The following is a 15,689-nucleotide window of genomic DNA, read 5'->3' on the forward strand; positions in this document are numbered from 1 at the left end:
CGGTCTACGAGGTTAATGCAACTTCCAGGCCGGATAAGCGCGGCGCTATCCGGCATTTAACCTATCTCTGCTCGCCCATCAACTCTTTCACCAGCTCCACGCAGCGCAGGAATCGACCATCGTAGTCAGGTTCCTGAACGTGCACGAAATCGATATTGTTTTCCTGCAGCATCTCGACCAGCAGCGACTGAAACGCTTTTCGGTCAACCGAGCTGCCAAGGCTACGCAAACCATCCGCCACCCATGGGGTGTTGTTTTCCAGCAGGATCACCAGGTCAAAACGGTACTCATCAATCAGCGCCTGCACAAACGGGTGTTCACGCCCTTCGTACTTTTTACAGAATGCCTGAGTGGTCACGAAATCGGTATCGATAAACGCCACTTTATTGGCATACTTGACAGCAAAATCAATGTATTGCGCTTGTCCGAGGGCAATCTTATCGTAGTCGGAATATTGCAACGCCATCTCGTCGCCGCCCAAATGGGAGAAGACGTAATCACGCCCGTATTCCCACGCACTGGTGGTGTTAAAGATATTGGCGAGCTTGTTCACCAGCGTGGATTTTCCGCTCGACTCCCCGCCAAGGATCGCCACGGTGCGCACGAAAAACGGCTTCACTTCGGTGGGAATATACTCCCAATAGCGAAACGGGTTTTCGCGGATTTGCCCGCCACTGATGCTCATAAACGTCCGTTTCGGATCCACCAGCACCGTTTCGATCCCCAGATGTTTCAGATACTGCGGGGCATCTGACTCTTCAGAGGTGTAGATCCAGTTTGGCAGGATCCCCTTCTCCTGCATAAACGTTTTGATGCCGTTGCTCCACACATCCCAACCGTGCGGATACGGCTCCATGCCCTCTTCGTTGAAGGCATGAATTCGGATATTTTTCTGATATTTAAATGTTTGCAGCAGCCAACGTAAACGATCGGGCACCGTCGGCTGTTGCGACATGGCGCTGTCTTCAAACAGGCTGCGATCGCGCGTATCGTCATAACCCATGATGATATGCAGCTCATCGACCTGACTACAGGCACGCTGGATAAGATAGATGTGGCCGGTGTGCAGCGGATAAAACTTACCGAATACCACACCGATATTTTTCTGCTGGCGCGGAAACTCCAGCCCGAGAAAACGGTGCAGCGCCTCCAGCTTTTGCGCGCTGGGGCTTTTGATTTTGGCATTCAGCAGTTGGCTTAAATATCCCTTGGTCATGCCACTGGCATCCGCCACCTGTTGCAGGGTACAGCCCTTTTGCTTTATGGCGGTTTTGAGATAGTCGAACGATGACACAAGAGCCTCCTGCTGGAAAAATCGCGTAACACTGCCTGATGGCGCTTCGCTTATCAGGCCTACAACATCAATCCGTAGGCCGGATAAGACGCATTGCGTCGCCATCCGGCAAATTATACAACATCACTGCATACAGAGGATTATAAGTCGTCAAACACGCTTAACGCATCTGCAAGCTTTTTAACGCCAAAAACCTGCATCCCTTCCGGCACTTTTTTCGGGACGTTGGCGGCAGGCACAATCGCCCGACGGAAGCCATGCTTCGCCGCTTCAGAAATACGTTCCTGGCCGCTCGGCACCGGGCGAATCTCGCCCGCCAGTCCCACTTCGCCAAAGACCACTAAATCCTGCGGTAGCGGTCTGTCACGTAAGCTGGAGACCATTGCCAGCAGCAGCGCCAGATCGGCGCTGGTTTCGGTGACTTTGACACCACCGACCACGTTGACGAACACATCCTGATCCGCCATCTGCAAGCCGCCGTGACGATGCAGCACCGCCAGCAGAATCGCCAGACGGTTCTGTTCCAGACCGACCGCCACGCGACGCGGGTTCGCCATCATTGAGTGATCGACCAGCGCCTGAATCTCTACCAGCAGCGGACGCGTACCTTCCCAGACCACCATCACCGAACTACCGGAAGTGACCTCATCGCCACGGCTTAAGAAGATAGCGGAAGGGTTGCTGACTTCACGCAGGCCCTGCTCGGTCATGGCAAAGACGCCCAGCTCATTCACCGCGCCAAAGCGGTTTTTATGGCTACGCAGGGTACGGAAACGGGAGTCGGCATCGCCGTCGAGCAGCACCGAGCAGTCGATACAGTGCTCCAGCACTTTTGGCCCGGCCAGCGATCCGTCTTTCGTCACATGACCTACCATCACAATCGCCACGCCGCGCGTTTTGGCAAAGCGCGTCAGATAAGCGGCCGTTTCGCGCACCTGCGCCACGCTGCCCGGCGAAGACTGAATATCCGCCATGTGCATCACCTGAATGGAGTCGATCACCATCAGCTTCGGCTGTTCTTCTTCGGCAATCAGGCAAATTTGTTCGATGCTGGTTTCCGACAGCATGTTCAGATTCGCCGTCGGCAGGCCAAGCCGATGCGCGCGCATCGCCACCTGCTGTAGCGACTCTTCGCCGGTGACGTACAGCGTTTTCATCTGCTCGGCGAGCTTGCACAGCGTTTGCAGCAGCAACGTCGATTTGCCCGCGCCAGGGTTACCGCCAATCAGAATAGCGCTGCCAGGTACCACCCCACCGCCCAGCACGCGGTCAAACTCTTTAAATCCGGTAGAAAAACGCGGCAATTCCTCAAGGCTGATGTCAGACAGCTTCTGCACTTTTGCGACACCCGCATTCCCGGCATAGCCGCTGAGCCGCTCGTTACGCGCCACCGTCGGCGACGCGGCAAGGCGCACCTCGGTAATGGTGTTCCAGGCCTGACAGGCGCTGCATTGCCCCTGCCAGCGCGGGTAATCGGCCCCGCATTCATTACAAACAAAGGCGCGTTTTGGAGCTTTTGCCACGTTTTACCTCTTTCGTTAACGCTTTTGCCGGATGGCGCTGACGCTTATCCGGCATCAACACTATTTCTGGTTCATACTGCCGGAGAGAATGCAGAACACCCCCATCAGATCGGCGTGACGGATAGTAATCTCTGTCTTTTCATTCACTTTGGGTTTGGCATGATACGCAATGCCCAACCCTGCGGTTTTAATCATCGGCAGATCGTTCGCGCCGTCGCCGATCGCCACCGTCTGCGCCATCGGGATCTCATACTCTTGCGCCAGACGGGTCAGCGTATTGGCTTTGTATTGCGCATCGACGATATCGCCAATCACATTGCCGGTAAATTTCCCGTCCATGATCTCCAGCTCGTTTGCTACAGCCGCCGTCAGACGTAACTTATTACGCAGATAATCCGCAAAGAAGGTAAACCCGCCGGAGGCGATAGCCACTTTCCAGCCCAGCGTTTCCAGCTTCAACACCAGTTGAGTCAGACCAGGCATCAGCGGTAAATTTTCGCGTACCTGATGCAAAATATTGGCATCCGCGCCTTTCAGCGTTGCCACACGGCTGCGCAGGCTGGCGGTAAAGTCCAGTTCACCGCGCATCGCACGTTCAGTGACTTCGGCAACCATCTCGCCGGTGCCGGCCAGCTTCGCGATTTCATCAATGCACTCGATCTGGATCGCCGTTGAATCCATATCCATCACCAGCAAACCCGGCGTACGCAGATGTGGAATCTTGCCGAGTGGCGCAACATCCAGTTTGGCATCATGCGCCAGTTTTGCCGCACGCGGCGTTAACGAACCCGCCAGGCGAATCACCTGATAATCCTCAACGCACCAGGCGGCCACGATCACCATCGCCGCGCCCAGTTTGCTCTGGTATTGCGTGAGACGTTGTTTATCCAGCCCGCGACCATACAGCAGCCAGCCACTACGGCCCGCGTGGTAATCCAGCGGCATGACTTCATCGCCACTTAAAGAGAGGGGCAGACCTGGCCACAGAGAGACATCTTCAGGTAGATCGCACCAGGTAATGTTAGGCATTAAAGCTCCTGTAAAATCGTTCGGGTCGGAATCATCCAGGGGAAAATAACGCATGAGGCTACCCTGTAACCAGCGCTTCTGGCAACATTAAGTCTCAAATTTTCAGCAGGTGGAATATGGCTCGCACAAAACTGAAATTCCGACTACATCGTGCAGTGATTGTATTGTCCTGCCTGGCGCTGCTCGTCGCCCTGATGCAGGGCGCATCCTGGTTTAGTCAAAGCCACCAGCAACAACGTAATCCGCAACTGGAAGAGCTGGCCCGTACGTTGGCACGTCAGGTCGCATTAAACGTCGCGCCGCTGATGCATACCGAAACGCCGGATGAAAAGCGCATTAAAGCAGTGCTCACGCAACTGACGGAAAGCAGCCGTATTCTGGATGCGGGCGTGTACGATGAACAGGGAGACCTGATTACTCGTACCGGTGAGAGCGTCAACGTTCGTGACCGACTGGCGCTGGACGGTAAAAAAGCCGGGGGCTATTTTAACCAGCAGATTGTCGAACCCATTCAAGGCAAAAATGGTCCACTGGGCTATCTGCGCCTGACGCTGGATACCCACACGCTCGCCACCGAGGCCAAACAGGTGGATAACACCACCAACATTCTACGCCTTATGCTGCTCCTGTCACTGGCGATTGGCGTGGTGCTGACCCGCACCTTACTGCAAGGTAAGCGCACCCGCTGGCAACAATCGCCGTTCCTGCTTACCGCCAACAAACCGGTGCAGGAAGAAGATAAAGATGATTAAGAAAAGGAAATCGCTATGACTACCCTGCGCCTGCTTATCTCAGACTCTTACGATCCGTGGTTTAACCTGGCGGTTGAAGAGTGCATATTTCGCCAGATGCCCGCTACGCAACGCGTTCTGTTCTTATGGCGTAACGCCGATACGGTGGTGATTGGCCGGGCGCAAAACCCATGGAAAGAGTGTAATACCCGTCGTATGGAAGAGGATAACGTGCGGCTCGCCCGTCGCAGCAGCGGCGGCGGCGCGGTGTTCCATGATTTAGGCAATACCTGCTTTACCTTTATGGCCGGCAAACCGGAATACGACAAAACTATCTCTACCGCTATCGTACTCAATGCACTGAATTCATTGGGCGTTATGGCCGATGCTTCGGGACGCAACGATCTGGTGGTGAAAACGCCGGACGGCGATCGCAAAGTCTCTGGTTCAGCCTATCGCGAAACCAAAGATCGCGGCTTCCATCACGGTACGCTGCTGCTGAATGCAGACCTCAGCCGCCTGGCGAACTATCTGAATCCGGATAAAAAGAAACTCGCGGCGAAAGGGATTACCTCCGTTCGCTCCCGCGTGGCCAATCTTACCGAGCTATTACCGGGCATCACCCATGAACAGGTCTGTCAGGCGGTCACGGACGCCTTTTTCGCCCATTACGGCGAGCGCGTCGAAGCAGAAGTAATATCCCCGGATAAAACGCCGGATCTGCCGAATTTTGCCGAAACCTTTGCGCGCCAGAGCAGTTGGGAGTGGAATTTCGGCCAGGCGCCAGCGTTCAGCCATCTGCTGGACGAGCGTTTCACCTGGGGCGGCGTCGAGCTACACTTCGACGTCGAAAAAGGTCATATCACCCGTGCACAGGTCTTTACCGACAGCCTCAATCCCGCGCCACTGGAAGCGCTGGCGGGGCGGTTGCAAGGGTGTTTGTATCGCGCGGATATGCTGCAACAGGAGTGCGAGGCGCTGCTGGTTGATTTCCCGGAGCAAGAAAAAGAACTACAAGAACTGTCGGCGTGGATTGCCGGAGCGGTGCGTTAATAAAAAAAAGCCGGATGGCGGCTACGCCTTATCCGGCCTACGATCGCGAGGCCCGGTAAGCGCAGCGCCACCGGGCATCACACAGTCTTACTCTTTATCGCCCAGCAGAACAGATTCCAGCGCGATCTTGATCATGTCGTTGAAGGTCGTCTGACGCTCAGCGGCCGTGGTCTGCTCGTGGGTACGAATATGGTCGGACACGGTGCAGATGGTCAGCGCTTTCGCACCAAACTCAGCAGCAACGCCGTAGATGCCCGCCGCTTCCATTTCCACGCCCAGTACGCCGTATTTTTCCATCACGTCGAACATTTCGCCGTCCGGAGAGTAGAACAGGTCAGCGGAGAACAGGTTGCCTACGCGCGCGTCAACGCCCAGCGCTTTTGCCGCATCAACCGCGTTACGTACCATGTCAAAGTCAGCGATAGCCGCAAAGTCATGATCTTTAAAACGGATACGGTTCACTTTGGAGTCGGTGCAGGCGCCCATACCGATCACCACGTCGCGCAGTTTGACGTCCATACGCACAGCGCCGCAGGAGCCGACGCGAATGATTTTCTTCACGCCGAAATCGGTGATCAGCTCTTTGGTGTAGATGGAGCAGGATGGGATACCCATACCGTGGCCCATAACAGAAATCTTACGGCCTTTGTAAGTACCGGTGAAACCTAACATGCCGCGAACGTTGTTCACTTCACGAACATCTTCGAGGAAAGTTTCAGCAATATGTTTTGCACGCAGCGGGTCGCCCGGCATCAATACGACGTCAGCGAAATCACCCATTTCTGCATTAATATGTGGAGTTGCCATCTTCAGTTCCTTTTACATTGTTGTTTTTGCCGGATGGCGGCTGCGCCTTATCCGGCCTACAAACGATTCCTGGTAGGCCGGATAAGCGTAGCACCATCCGGCAACGGGCATTACAGCATGTTTTTACCGTAGTCCATTGGCGACGTACCGAAGTAGCTCGCCAGCGTCTGGCCGATATCCGCGAAGGTTTCACGGTGACCTAAAGAGCCCGGTTTCACTTTCGGACCGTAGATCAGCACCGGAATGTGCTCACGGGTATGGTCGGTACCGGTCCAGCTCGGGTCGCAGCCGTGGTCGGCGGTGAGGATCAGAATGTCATCTTCACCCACCAGTTCCATCAGCTCCGGCAGACGACGGTCAAACAGTTCCAGACCAGCAGCATAGCCCGCAATGTCGCGGCGGTGCCCCCAGGAAGAGTCGAAGTCCACGAAGTTAGTGAAGACAATGGTCTCGTCACCCGCTTCTTTCATCTCTTTAATCGTGGCGTCGAACAGCGCATCCAGGCCGGTCGCTTTCACTTTTTTGGTGATACCGCAGTTGGCGTAAATATCCGCGATCTTACCGACAGAGACAACATGACCTTTTTTCTCGTCAACCAGTTTCTGCAGCACGGTCGGCGCTGGCGGCTCAACGGCCAGGTCGTGACGGTTACCGGTACGCTGGAAGTTACCGGCTTTATCACCGATAAACGGACGCGCGATAACACGACCGATGTTGTAACCACCCTCGGTCAGCTCTTCACGCGCGATTTCACACAGCTCGTAGAGTTTATCCAGGCCAAAGGTCTCTTCATGACAGGCAATCTGGAACACGGAGTCAGCGGAGGTATAGAAAATCGGCTTCCCGGTTTTCATATGTTCTTCGCCCAGTTGATCCAGAATCACGGTACCGGAAGAGTGGCAGTTACCGAGGTAACCCGGCAGGTTGGCACGTTTTACCAGCTTATCCAGCAGTTCCTGCGGGAAGCTGTTTTCGTGGTCGCTAAAGTAACCCCAGTCAAACAGAACCGGCACTCCGGCGATTTCCCAGTGGCCAGACGGCGTATCTTTCCCGGAAGAGAGTTCATGCGCCCATGCGTAGGCGCCAATGACTTCCGCATTACCGTCCATACCAGCAGCAATTTTACCGGTAGAACCTTCGTGAGCTTTCACCAGGCCCAGACGGGTCAGGTTAGGCAGATTCAGTGGGCCTTTGCGACCATTGTCAGCCTCACCTTTCGCACAGGCTTCTGCAATGTGTCCCATAGTGTCTGAGCCTACGTCGCCAAAGCGATCCGCATCTTCAGTCGCACCAATACCAAAGGAGTCCAGCACCATAATAAATGCACGTTTCATCTTGTTCTCCATACATCTGCGCCGCAAAAAAGCGATCAGATCAGTATACAGTTATTCGGTTATACGACGATAGACTGTCGGTGTAATTTCTGGCGCTTTATTGTCAAGGCTGATTGCCGCTTTGACCGCTTTCGCCGCTTCCTGCCAACTGGCTTCATCTTTCGCGTGGATCACTGCCAGCGGACGCTGTCCGTCTACGCTGTCGCCCAAACGGGCCATGTCGCTAAAGCCGACGCTGTAATCGATGGTATCCGATGCCTGACGGCGTCCACCGCCCATGGAAACGACTGCCATACCCAACGCGCGGGTATCCATCGCGCTGACAAAGCCCTCAGTATCAGCATATACCGCTTTGCTGAGCATTGCCGTCGGCAGATACTTCGCATAGTTTTCGACGAAGTCGGTCGGGCCTTTCTGCGCCGCAACCATACGGCCAAAAATTTCCGCCGCTTTACCGTTGTCCAGCACCGCCTGCAATTTCGCACGGGCTTCGGCGTCATCTTTCGCCAGATTGCCGGAGATCAGCATTTCCACGCACAGCGCCATGGTGACATCTAACAAACGTGGATTACGGTATTCACCTGTCAGGAACTGGACAGCCTCACGGACTTCTACCGCGTTACCTGCGCTGGAAGCCAGCACCTGGTTCATATCGGTTAACAGCGCGGTGGTACGTACACCCGCCCCGTTCGCCACGCCGACAATTGCTTCGGCAAGGGCTTCAGAAAGTTCATAGGTCGGCATAAACGCGCCGCTGCCTACTTTCACATCCATCACCAACGCATCCAGCCCTTCCGCCAGCTTTTTCGCCAGGATAGAGCCGGTAATCAGCGGGATGGAATCCACCGTCGCGGTAATATCGCGGGTGGCATAAAAACGTTTATCCGCCGGTGCGAGCGAGCTGGTTTGCCCAATAATCGCCACACCCACGTCTTTAATAATTTCACGGAAACGCGCGTCGTCCGGGAAGATATCAAACCCAGGAATCGCTTCCAGTTTATCGAGCGTACCGCCGGTATGACCCAGGCCGCGCCCGGAAATCATCGGAATATAGCCGCCACAGGCTGCCACCATCGGGCCTAACATCAGCGACGTTACGTCGCCCACGCCGCCGGTAGAGTGTTTATCCACAATCGGGCCGTTCAGTTGCAGGCTTTTCCAGTCCAGCACGGTTCCTGAATCACGCATTGCCATGGTCAGCGAAACTCGCTCAGGCATTGTCATATCGTGGAAGAAAATGGTCATCGCCAGGGCGGCGATTTGCCCCTCAGAGATGGTGTTGTCGCGAATCCCATTGATAAAGAAACGAATTTCTTCATCGCTCAGCGCATGACCATCACGTTTTTTACGAATAATTTCTTGTGCGAGAAACACGGTAACCTCCCGATTATGGGCCGGGTAAGCAGTGCGCTCCCCGGCTAGTCGTATTGATGCCGGATGGCGGCTTACGCCTTATCCGGCCTACGATGGGCAATTCAAACTTAGTAGCTGCTTGCGCTCTTACCGTCGCCGTGACCCAGCGCTTTGAGCAGGCTCGCCAGCAGGCTGGATGCGCCAAAACGGTAATGGCGGGAATCTGCCCAGTCAGCACCAAACAGTTCGTCAGCAATCGCCAGGAACTGCTGTGCATCTTCTGCAGTACGCACGCCGCCAGCGGGTTTGAAACCAACGGTTTTAGAAACGCCCATATCACGGATCACTTCCATCATGATGCGTGCGCTTTCCGGCGTCGCATTGACCGGTACTTTACCGGTAGACGTTTTGATGAAATCAGCACCCGCTTTGATAGAAATTTCAGACGCTTTGCGAATCAGGGCTTCTTCTTTCAGCTCACCAGTTTCGATGATCACTTTCAGCAGCACATTTGCTGCCGCACATGCATCTTTACAGGCTTTAACCAGATCAAAACCAATCTGCTCATTACCCGCGATCAGCGCACGATACGGGAACACCACGTCAACTTCGTCAGCACCGTAGGCAATCGCCGCGCGGGTTTCAGACAGCGCGATCTCAATGTCGTCATTGCCGTGCGGGAAGTTGGTGACGGTGGCAATACGGATATCCGGTGTGCCCTGCTCTTTCAGGGTCTTACGCGCAACAGGAATGAAACGTGGATAGATGCAAATTGCTGCCGTATTGCCAACCGGGGTCTTCGCCTGATGACACAGCGCGATCACTTTTTCATTGGTGTCGTCGTCATTCAGGGTGGTCAGATCCATCAGTTTCAGTGCACGCAGGCTGCTTGCTGTTAAATCGGTCATAACATTCTCCAACGGCATCGCCGTATAAAATTTCACCTTGCGAGTTTGTTAGTATTCTAACATCCGCTCGCGATTACACTTCGATATACATCACAGTTAATGAAAACCACATACAGATTTGCATTACTCTAATGAGATCTGCTTCAAATAATTCACCTTTACACAGCAGGTGCGGTGGCATCAGACGCATCCGGATCAAAGGTTGCGGCGGCATAGCTTTCTACAATGGCGCTATACCTTCGGCACATAAAGGAACCAACGATGCCCACTTCAAGCGAATTCGCGCTGCAACAGCGGTGCCAACAAATCGTGACCAGCCCGACGCTCAGCCCTGAGCAGAAACGCCACTTTTTGGCGCTGGAGGCTGAAAACGCGCTGCCTTATCCGCCACTGTCCGCTGAGGCCCGCCAGGCGCTGGATGACGGGGTGATCTGCGATATGTACGAAGGTCATGCCCCGTTCAAACCGCGCTATGTGCTGCCTGATTACGCGCGTTTTTTGGCCAACGGTTCCTCATGGCTGGAGCTTGAAGGCGCCAGCGACCTTGATGATGCGCTGTCCTTGCTCACCATCCTGTACCACCACGTTCCGTCAGTGACCTCGATGCCGGTCTACCTCGGTCAGCTCGACGCTCTGTTGCAACCGTATGTTAGAATTCTAACACAAGAAGAGATCGATATTCGAATAAAACGTTTCTGGCGTTATCTCGACAGAACCCTGCCAGACGCGTTTATGCATGCCAATATCGGCCCTGCCGATACGCCAGTCACCCGCGCAATTTTACGTGCAGATGCAGAGTTAAAGCAGGTTTCACCGAATCTGACATTCATTTATGATCCGCAAATTACCCCTGATGATCTGCTGCTCAACGTGGCGCAAAATATCTGCGAGTGCAGTAAGCCGCACATATCCAACGGCCCCGTAAATGATAAAATTTTCACAAAAGGTCAGTATGGCGTCGTGAGTTGTTACAACTCTTTACCGCTCGCCGGGGGCGGCAGCACGCTGGTCAGGCTCAATCTGAAAGCCATCGCAGAGCGCAGCACCTCTGTCGATGACTTCTTTACACGCACCCTACCGCACTACTGCCAGCAGCAAATCGCCATCATTGATTCACGATGTGAATTCCTCTACACGAAATCACATTTCTTTGAGAATAGCTTCCTCGTGCAGGAAGGGTTGATTGATCCCGAACGTTTTGTGCCGATGTTCGGGATGTATGGTCTGGCGGAAGCGGTAAACCTGCTGTGCGAAAAGGCAGGACAAAGCGCCCGCTACGGGAAAGATGCGTTCGCCAATCAGCTCGGGTATCGCATTAGCGCCCAACTGGCGGAGTTTGTCGAACGCACGCCGGTGAAGTATGGCTGGCAGCAGCGCGCGATGCTGCATGCACAGTCGGGGATCAGTTCTGACATCGGCACCACGCCCGGCGCGCGTCTGCCTTATGGTGATGAACCTGACCCGATCACCCACTTGCAAACCGTCGCGCCGCATCACGCATATTATCACGCCGGGATCAGCGATATCCTGACGCTGGATGAAACCATCAAGCGTAATCCACAGGCGCTGGTGCAACTGTGCCTCGGCGCGTTTAAAGCCGGAATGCGTGAATTCACCGCCAACGTGAGCGGCAACGATCTGGTCCGCGTCACGGGCTATATGGTGCGCCTGTCGGATCTGGAAAAATATCGTGCCGAAGGATCTCGCACTAACACCACCTGGCTTGGTGAAGAGGCCGCACGCAATACGCGCATTCTGGAACGACAACCTCGTGTGATAAGCCATGAACAGCAGATGCGCTTCAGTAAGTAAACTGATCCCTTTCTCCTGCGTCGACGGGCCGGGCAGCCGCCTGGCTCTGTTCCTGCAAGGGTGTAATCTGCGCTGTAAGAACTGCCACAATCCATGGACGATGGGGCGCTGCAACGACTGCGGAGAATGTGTGCTGCATTGCCCGCATGAAGCGCTAAGCCTGAGTGCAGGAAAAGTATGGTGGCAGTCCGATGTGTGTCAGCAGTGCGACACCTGCCTGCGCCTGTGCCCGCAGCAGGCGACGCCGATGGCGCAAACCATGAGCGTTGATCAGGTGCTGCAGCATATTCGCAAGGCAGCCCTGTTTATTGAGGGAATTACGGTCAGCGGTGGTGAAGCGACTACCCAGTTGCCGTTTATTGTGGCGCTGTTTACCGCGCTCAAAAGCGATCCTCTGCTGCAACATCTGACCTGCATGGTCGACAGCAACGGCATGCTGAGCGAAACCGGCTGGCAAAAACTATTGCCGGTGTGCGACGGGGTAATGCTCGATTTAAAAGCCTGGGATAGCACGTGCCATCGCCAGCTTACCGGTCGAGATAATACGCTGATTAAACAAAGCATTACCTTTCTGTCAAGGCAGGGCAAGCTTGCTGAGCTACGCCTGTTGGTGATCCCCGATCGGGTGGATTATTTGCAGCATATTGATGCGCTGGCGGCGTTCATTAAGCAGTCAGGCGAGGTACCGGTGCGACTGAATGCCTTTCATGCGCATGGGGTGTATGGCGAAGCAAAAGACTGGCCGAGCGCAACGCCAGAGGATGTGGAGCAACTGGCGGCAGGATTGCGCGAGCGTGGGGTGGATAACCTGATTTTCCCGGCGCTGTATCTGTGATTACCGAATGCGACGACATCATAGGTAGGCCGGATAAGGCACAGCCGCCATCCGGGCCCAACAATCACACATTAAACAACGCGGTCGTATTGCGATACAGCGCATCTGCTATCATGTCCGCAGGCTCTTGACGCAGTTCGCATAATGTCTCAAACACTCTGAGGGCCTGCTCGGGGCGATTGGGCTGCCCCTGAAAACCATTGAGCGGCATGTCCGGCGCATCGGTTTCCAGCAGGAGTGATTCCAGCGGCAATTGCGCCATCACCTCACGGGTTTTACTGGCGCGTGGATAGGTAATGGTGCCGCCAACGCCAATTTTGTACCCCAGTTGCACAAAGCGTTGCGCCTGCTGCAGACTCCCGGAAAAACCATGCACCACGCCGGTTCGTGGCAGAGCATGGCGTTTCAGATGCATCGCCAGCTTGTCGTGAGTCCGTCGCGAATGCAGGATCACCGGCAGTTCGTAACGCTTCGCCAGTTTAAGCTGCGCGTCCAGCACCCGTTCTTGTTTATCAAATTGCGGGATCGTCCCGATAAAGGTCCAGTCCAATCTCGCCTACGGCTACCAGCTTTTGCGGGCGCGTATCCAGCGCCTGCTGCAGTTGGTCCAGACTGTCATCACCGTGTTGTTCAATAACAATGGGATGCAGACCCAAAGCAGCAAACAACGGCGGATACTTTTCGCTAACGCCAGTACGCGGGGAAAAGTTTGCCGCCTGCGTCGCCGGAACAATGATGCAATTTCACACCGACCGCGCGCGGCACGTTGAATGCTGGCGGGCTCATCATCGGTAAACGGCGGGAAATCAAAGTGACAATGTGTATCAATGAACGAAAACTCACGCCAGATCCTCGCTATCAAACGTTGTATCGTTAGCCTGAGGCGCATTGGTCACCACGGGCGCGTGGGCATCGTTGGCCACCGGTGCGGGAGGAACCACCACCGGTCCCGGCACGACAATCTTCGGCGTCTGACGAGGCAATGGCGCGTTTTTCGCCAACAACTTGCCGACGGTGGCCAGGAAGTAACGACCACACAAACGCCCGGTCTTATAGTCTTCTCGCAGCGCCGGAATACGGCTTCCCAGCGCCATGCTGTGGAGCGGTTTAGGCGGATAGATCTCAAAGATTCGCAGCTTACCCGGAGGCTTTTCAATAAAATTCTGGATCGCGCGATAGCTGGCTTCATGGTGCTGGACCAAATTCAGCAACGGTTGCAGACTGCTTTCGCCCAGCCAGCGCTCCATACGTTTGAACCACTGCGGGGTGTAGTACATTTGCGAAGGCACAGTGCGGATCACCACCAGCGTTTTTGCGCCATGCTTCGCCGCTTCCTGTACGGGTATGGCATCGCTGACTCCCCCGTCCAGATAGTTCACACCGTCCAGCGCAACGCCAGTGCGGTAGAATCCCGGAATAGCGCTGGAGGCGCGAATGAGATCGAGCCAGTTTTGCCGGTTTGGCGAAAAATAACCAGGCGTATAATCATCACCCCGGCAGGCGCACATATAAAACGCTTTCCCAGAGGCAAACAGACGCTCGGCGTTATCCATCGCCAGCGGCATCTGGGATGAGGTCGAATCCACCAGCCAGTCGAGATCGATTAAGTTTCCCCCGCGCACAAAGCGCACCGGGTCAAAAAACTCACGGCGGGTGGTGTAACGCATAATGACTTTACGTCCGTAACCGGGCTGGTTACACAGATAGGCTGAAAGGTTTTGCGCCCCGGCGGACGTCCCGTAGTAAAGGTCAAAGGGATTGAACTGCGCACGCATGAACTCATCCAGTACGCCAGCGGTAAAGATTCCTCTTTGTCCCCCACCCTCACACACCAGCGCCATACTGCCTGGTTGAAACGGACGTAACGATAACGGCGCAATATTACCGAGCGTGACGGGTATTCTCTGCCCCACCTCTGCCTTCCTGTTATTTTTGTACTGGAACAACAAAGTAACGCAAATTGCCTGACGCTAAAACCGTAAAAGCCAGTCCACTGGACTGGCTTGGTAGCAAGTTATCTTTACGGTTTACTGACTAGGGTCGTTTACGCCCTGTAAACAGGCTGACCAGAAACAGAATGATCCCCACCACGAAAACAATTTTCGCTGCGCCTGCAGCGGTACCAGCCAGTCCACCAAAACCCAGTGCGGCGGCAATTAACGCGATAACCAGAAATATGATGCCCCATCGAAACATGCGCTTCTCCTTTACCATAGTTAATGTCACCGCTTGTTATGAGCGCTCAGGCTGCTCATCGGCGATATTTTTAGTGTGGTGCACAACACGCCTCCCGACAAACGTCAGGAGGACGAATTAAGTCGAATTACTGAGTTTTAAGGTCGTTTTTGACGCTTTTCACGCCATCAACGGCTTTGGCGATGCTCTCAGCACGATCGCTTTGTGCTTTTGAGTCAACGGTGCCGGAAAGTTGAACCACTCCATCAGTGGTCTCTACTTTCACTTTACGGGAAGGGACAATGTCATCAGCCAGCAGTTTTGCTTTAACTTCGCTGGTGGTTGCCGTGTCGCCCGCATAGCCTTTTACGGATGTGCTTTTGCTGTCGCGTACGTGTAGTTTGTCGCTCACTGAGGTTACGCCCTCAACGCCTTTGGCCACTTTCACGGCTTCTTCAGCCTGTGCCTGGCTTTCAACAAACCCGCTTAACGTCACCACTTTCTGGTCTGTTTTCACAGAAATATCGGTGCTCTTGATGCTTTCGTGATCCACCAGCGCAGCTTTTACTTTTGCTGTGATAGTGCTGTCATCCATGAAATTACCGACTTTGTTCATAGAGCTATCGACTTTCTGCCCCGCACTTTCGACACCAGATTGCGCTTTATCCGTCGTGACGTTTTCTGCAAAAGCAGAACCCGTTGCAACAGCGGAGGTCAGCATCACGGCCAGCAGCGTTTTAGAAATCTTAAGTCCTGTCATTGTCATCGATGTATTCCTGTATGTTTTGCTAAAAGCGATGGTCTGCCGTAAACGGCGTTAACCAGCAACTAATCT

General features: G+C 54.5%; 14 protein-coding genes and 1 pseudogene. 4 read left to right on the plus strand and 11 right to left on the minus strand.

Annotated features, from left to right (window positions below; translation table 11 throughout):
* Positions 1 to 61: 61 nt before the first annotated feature.
* The 3 genes from nadR to serB all read right to left on the minus strand — a co-directional run bounded on the left by nadR (position 62) and on the right by serB (position 3,846).
* Positions 62 to 1,294 carry a multifunctional transcriptional regulator/nicotinamide-nucleotide adenylyltransferase/ribosylnicotinamide kinase NadR gene (nadR, locus tag M4I31_RS20235; protein WP_085048352.1) on the minus strand — a complete coding sequence of 411 codons (1,233 nt, stop codon included), beginning with the start codon at positions 1,292 to 1,294 and terminating at the stop codon, positions 62 to 64.
* Between the two features lie 140 nt (positions 1,295 to 1,434).
* On the minus strand, positions 1,435 to 2,817 hold the full coding sequence (radA, locus tag M4I31_RS20240; RefSeq protein WP_003829944.1) for a DNA repair protein RadA: 1,383 nt from the start codon (positions 2,815 to 2,817) through the stop codon (positions 1,435 to 1,437).
* Positions 2,818 to 2,877: 60 nt separating this feature from the next.
* Entirely contained in the window at positions 2,878 to 3,846 is a 969-nt protein-coding gene (gene serB / locus M4I31_RS20245; protein WP_038637014.1) for a phosphoserine phosphatase, read from the minus strand.
* A 116-nt stretch (positions 3,847 to 3,962) separates the two neighbouring features.
* Here serB and M4I31_RS20250 point away from each other — a divergent pair, with 116 nt between their 5' ends.
* Positions 3,963 to 4,598, plus strand: coding sequence for a YtjB family periplasmic protein (locus M4I31_RS20250; RefSeq protein WP_038637011.1), 636 nt, complete (start codon positions 3,963 to 3,965; stop codon positions 4,596 to 4,598).
* A gap of 15 nt (positions 4,599 to 4,613) precedes the next feature.
* Positions 4,614 to 5,630, plus strand: a complete 1,017-nt coding sequence (gene lplA, locus M4I31_RS20255) for a lipoate--protein ligase LplA (RefSeq protein ID WP_085048353.1) — start codon at positions 4,614 to 4,616, stop codon at positions 5,628 to 5,630.
* 87 nt (positions 5,631 to 5,717) lie between these two features.
* Here lplA and deoD read toward each other — a convergent pair whose 3' ends face one another.
* From deoD to deoC, 4 genes are all read right to left on the minus strand, one after another.
* On the minus strand, positions 5,718 to 6,437 hold the full coding sequence (deoD, locus tag M4I31_RS20260; protein WP_000224864.1) for a purine-nucleoside phosphorylase: 720 nt from the start codon (positions 6,435 to 6,437) through the stop codon (positions 5,718 to 5,720).
* A 110-nt stretch (positions 6,438 to 6,547) separates the two neighbouring features.
* A complete protein-coding gene (deoB, locus tag M4I31_RS20265; RefSeq protein WP_042312511.1) occupies positions 6,548 to 7,771 on the minus strand; it encodes a phosphopentomutase in 1,224 nt (407 codons plus the stop codon).
* Between the two features lie 51 nt (positions 7,772 to 7,822).
* Entirely contained in the window at positions 7,823 to 9,145 is a 1,323-nt protein-coding gene (deoA, locus tag M4I31_RS20270; RefSeq protein WP_069324099.1) for a thymidine phosphorylase, read from the minus strand.
* A gap of 107 nt (positions 9,146 to 9,252) precedes the next feature.
* Positions 9,253 to 10,032, minus strand: a complete 780-nt coding sequence (gene deoC / locus M4I31_RS20275; RefSeq protein WP_201746098.1) for a deoxyribose-phosphate aldolase — start codon at positions 10,030 to 10,032, stop codon at positions 9,253 to 9,255.
* A gap of 261 nt (positions 10,033 to 10,293) precedes the next feature.
* Here deoC and M4I31_RS20280 point away from each other — a divergent pair, with 261 nt between their 5' ends.
* Positions 10,294 to 11,844: a YjjI family glycine radical enzyme gene (locus tag M4I31_RS20280; RefSeq protein ID WP_069324100.1), complete on the plus strand. Its 1,551-nt coding sequence runs from the start codon at positions 10,294 to 10,296 to the stop codon at positions 11,842 to 11,844.
* The gene (locus M4I31_RS20285; RefSeq protein WP_085048355.1) at positions 11,816 to 12,679 is read left to right on the plus strand and encodes a YjjW family glycine radical enzyme activase; all 864 of its coding nucleotides are present in this window, start codon (positions 11,816 to 11,818) and stop codon (positions 12,677 to 12,679) included. Before M4I31_RS20280 ends, M4I31_RS20285 begins: the two co-directional genes overlap by 29 nt.
* Before the next feature lie 64 nt (positions 12,680 to 12,743).
* Here the strand turns inward: M4I31_RS20285 and M4I31_RS20290 are convergent.
* The 4 genes and pseudogenes from M4I31_RS20290 to osmY form a co-directional block, all read right to left on the minus strand.
* Positions 12,744 to 13,568, minus strand: a pseudogene (locus M4I31_RS20290) (metal-dependent hydrolase).
* Complete coding sequence (locus tag M4I31_RS20295) at positions 13,519 to 14,592, minus strand: patatin family protein (RefSeq protein ID WP_085048357.1); 1,074 nt, start codon at positions 14,590 to 14,592, stop codon at positions 13,519 to 13,521. Before M4I31_RS20295 ends, M4I31_RS20290 begins: the two are co-directional and overlap by 50 nt.
* Positions 14,593 to 14,713: 121 nt before the next feature.
* Complete coding sequence (locus tag M4I31_RS20300; RefSeq protein ID WP_003019081.1) at positions 14,714 to 14,875, minus strand: DUF1328 domain-containing protein; 162 nt, start codon at positions 14,873 to 14,875, stop codon at positions 14,714 to 14,716.
* 127 nt (positions 14,876 to 15,002) lie between these two features.
* A complete protein-coding gene (gene osmY, locus M4I31_RS20305) occupies positions 15,003 to 15,620 on the minus strand; it encodes a molecular chaperone OsmY (protein WP_085048358.1) in 618 nt (205 codons plus the stop codon).
* Positions 15,621 to 15,689: the final 69 nt, after the last annotated feature.

Source organism: Citrobacter sp. XT1-2-2, assembly GCF_023516235.1.
Taxonomy (GTDB): domain Bacteria; phylum Pseudomonadota; class Gammaproteobacteria; order Enterobacterales; family Enterobacteriaceae; genus Citrobacter; species Citrobacter werkmanii.

Bases quoted from the DNA above. Each gene is read 5' to 3' on its own strand.
- serB (WP_038637014.1), bottom strand. From the start codon at position 3,846: ATGCCTAACATTACCTGGTGCGATCTACCTGAAGATGTCTCTCTGTGG.
- M4I31_RS20250 (WP_038637011.1), top strand. From the start codon at position 3,963: ATGGCTCGCACAAAACTGAAATTCCGACTACATCGTGCAGTGATTGTA.
- lplA (WP_085048353.1), top strand. From the start codon at position 4,614: ATGACTACCCTGCGCCTGCTTATCTCAGACTCTTACGATCCGTGGTTT.
- deoD (WP_000224864.1), bottom strand. From the start codon at position 6,437: ATGGCAACTCCACATATTAATGCAGAAATGGGTGATTTCGCTGACGTC.
- deoB (WP_042312511.1), bottom strand. From the start codon at position 7,771: ATGAAACGTGCATTTATTATGGTGCTGGACTCCTTTGGTATTGGTGCG.
- deoC (WP_201746098.1), bottom strand. From the start codon at position 10,032: ATGACCGATTTAACAGCAAGCAGCCTGCGTGCACTGAAACTGATGGAT.
- M4I31_RS20280 (WP_069324100.1), top strand. From the start codon at position 10,294: ATGCCCACTTCAAGCGAATTCGCGCTGCAACAGCGGTGCCAACAAATC.
- M4I31_RS20285 (WP_085048355.1), top strand. From the start codon at position 11,816: ATGAACAGCAGATGCGCTTCAGTAAGTAAACTGATCCCTTTCTCCTGC.
- M4I31_RS20300 (WP_003019081.1), bottom strand. From the start codon at position 14,875: ATGTTTCGATGGGGCATCATATTTCTGGTTATCGCGTTAATTGCCGCC.
- osmY (WP_085048358.1), bottom strand. From the start codon at position 15,620: ATGACAATGACAGGACTTAAGATTTCTAAAACGCTGCTGGCCGTGATG.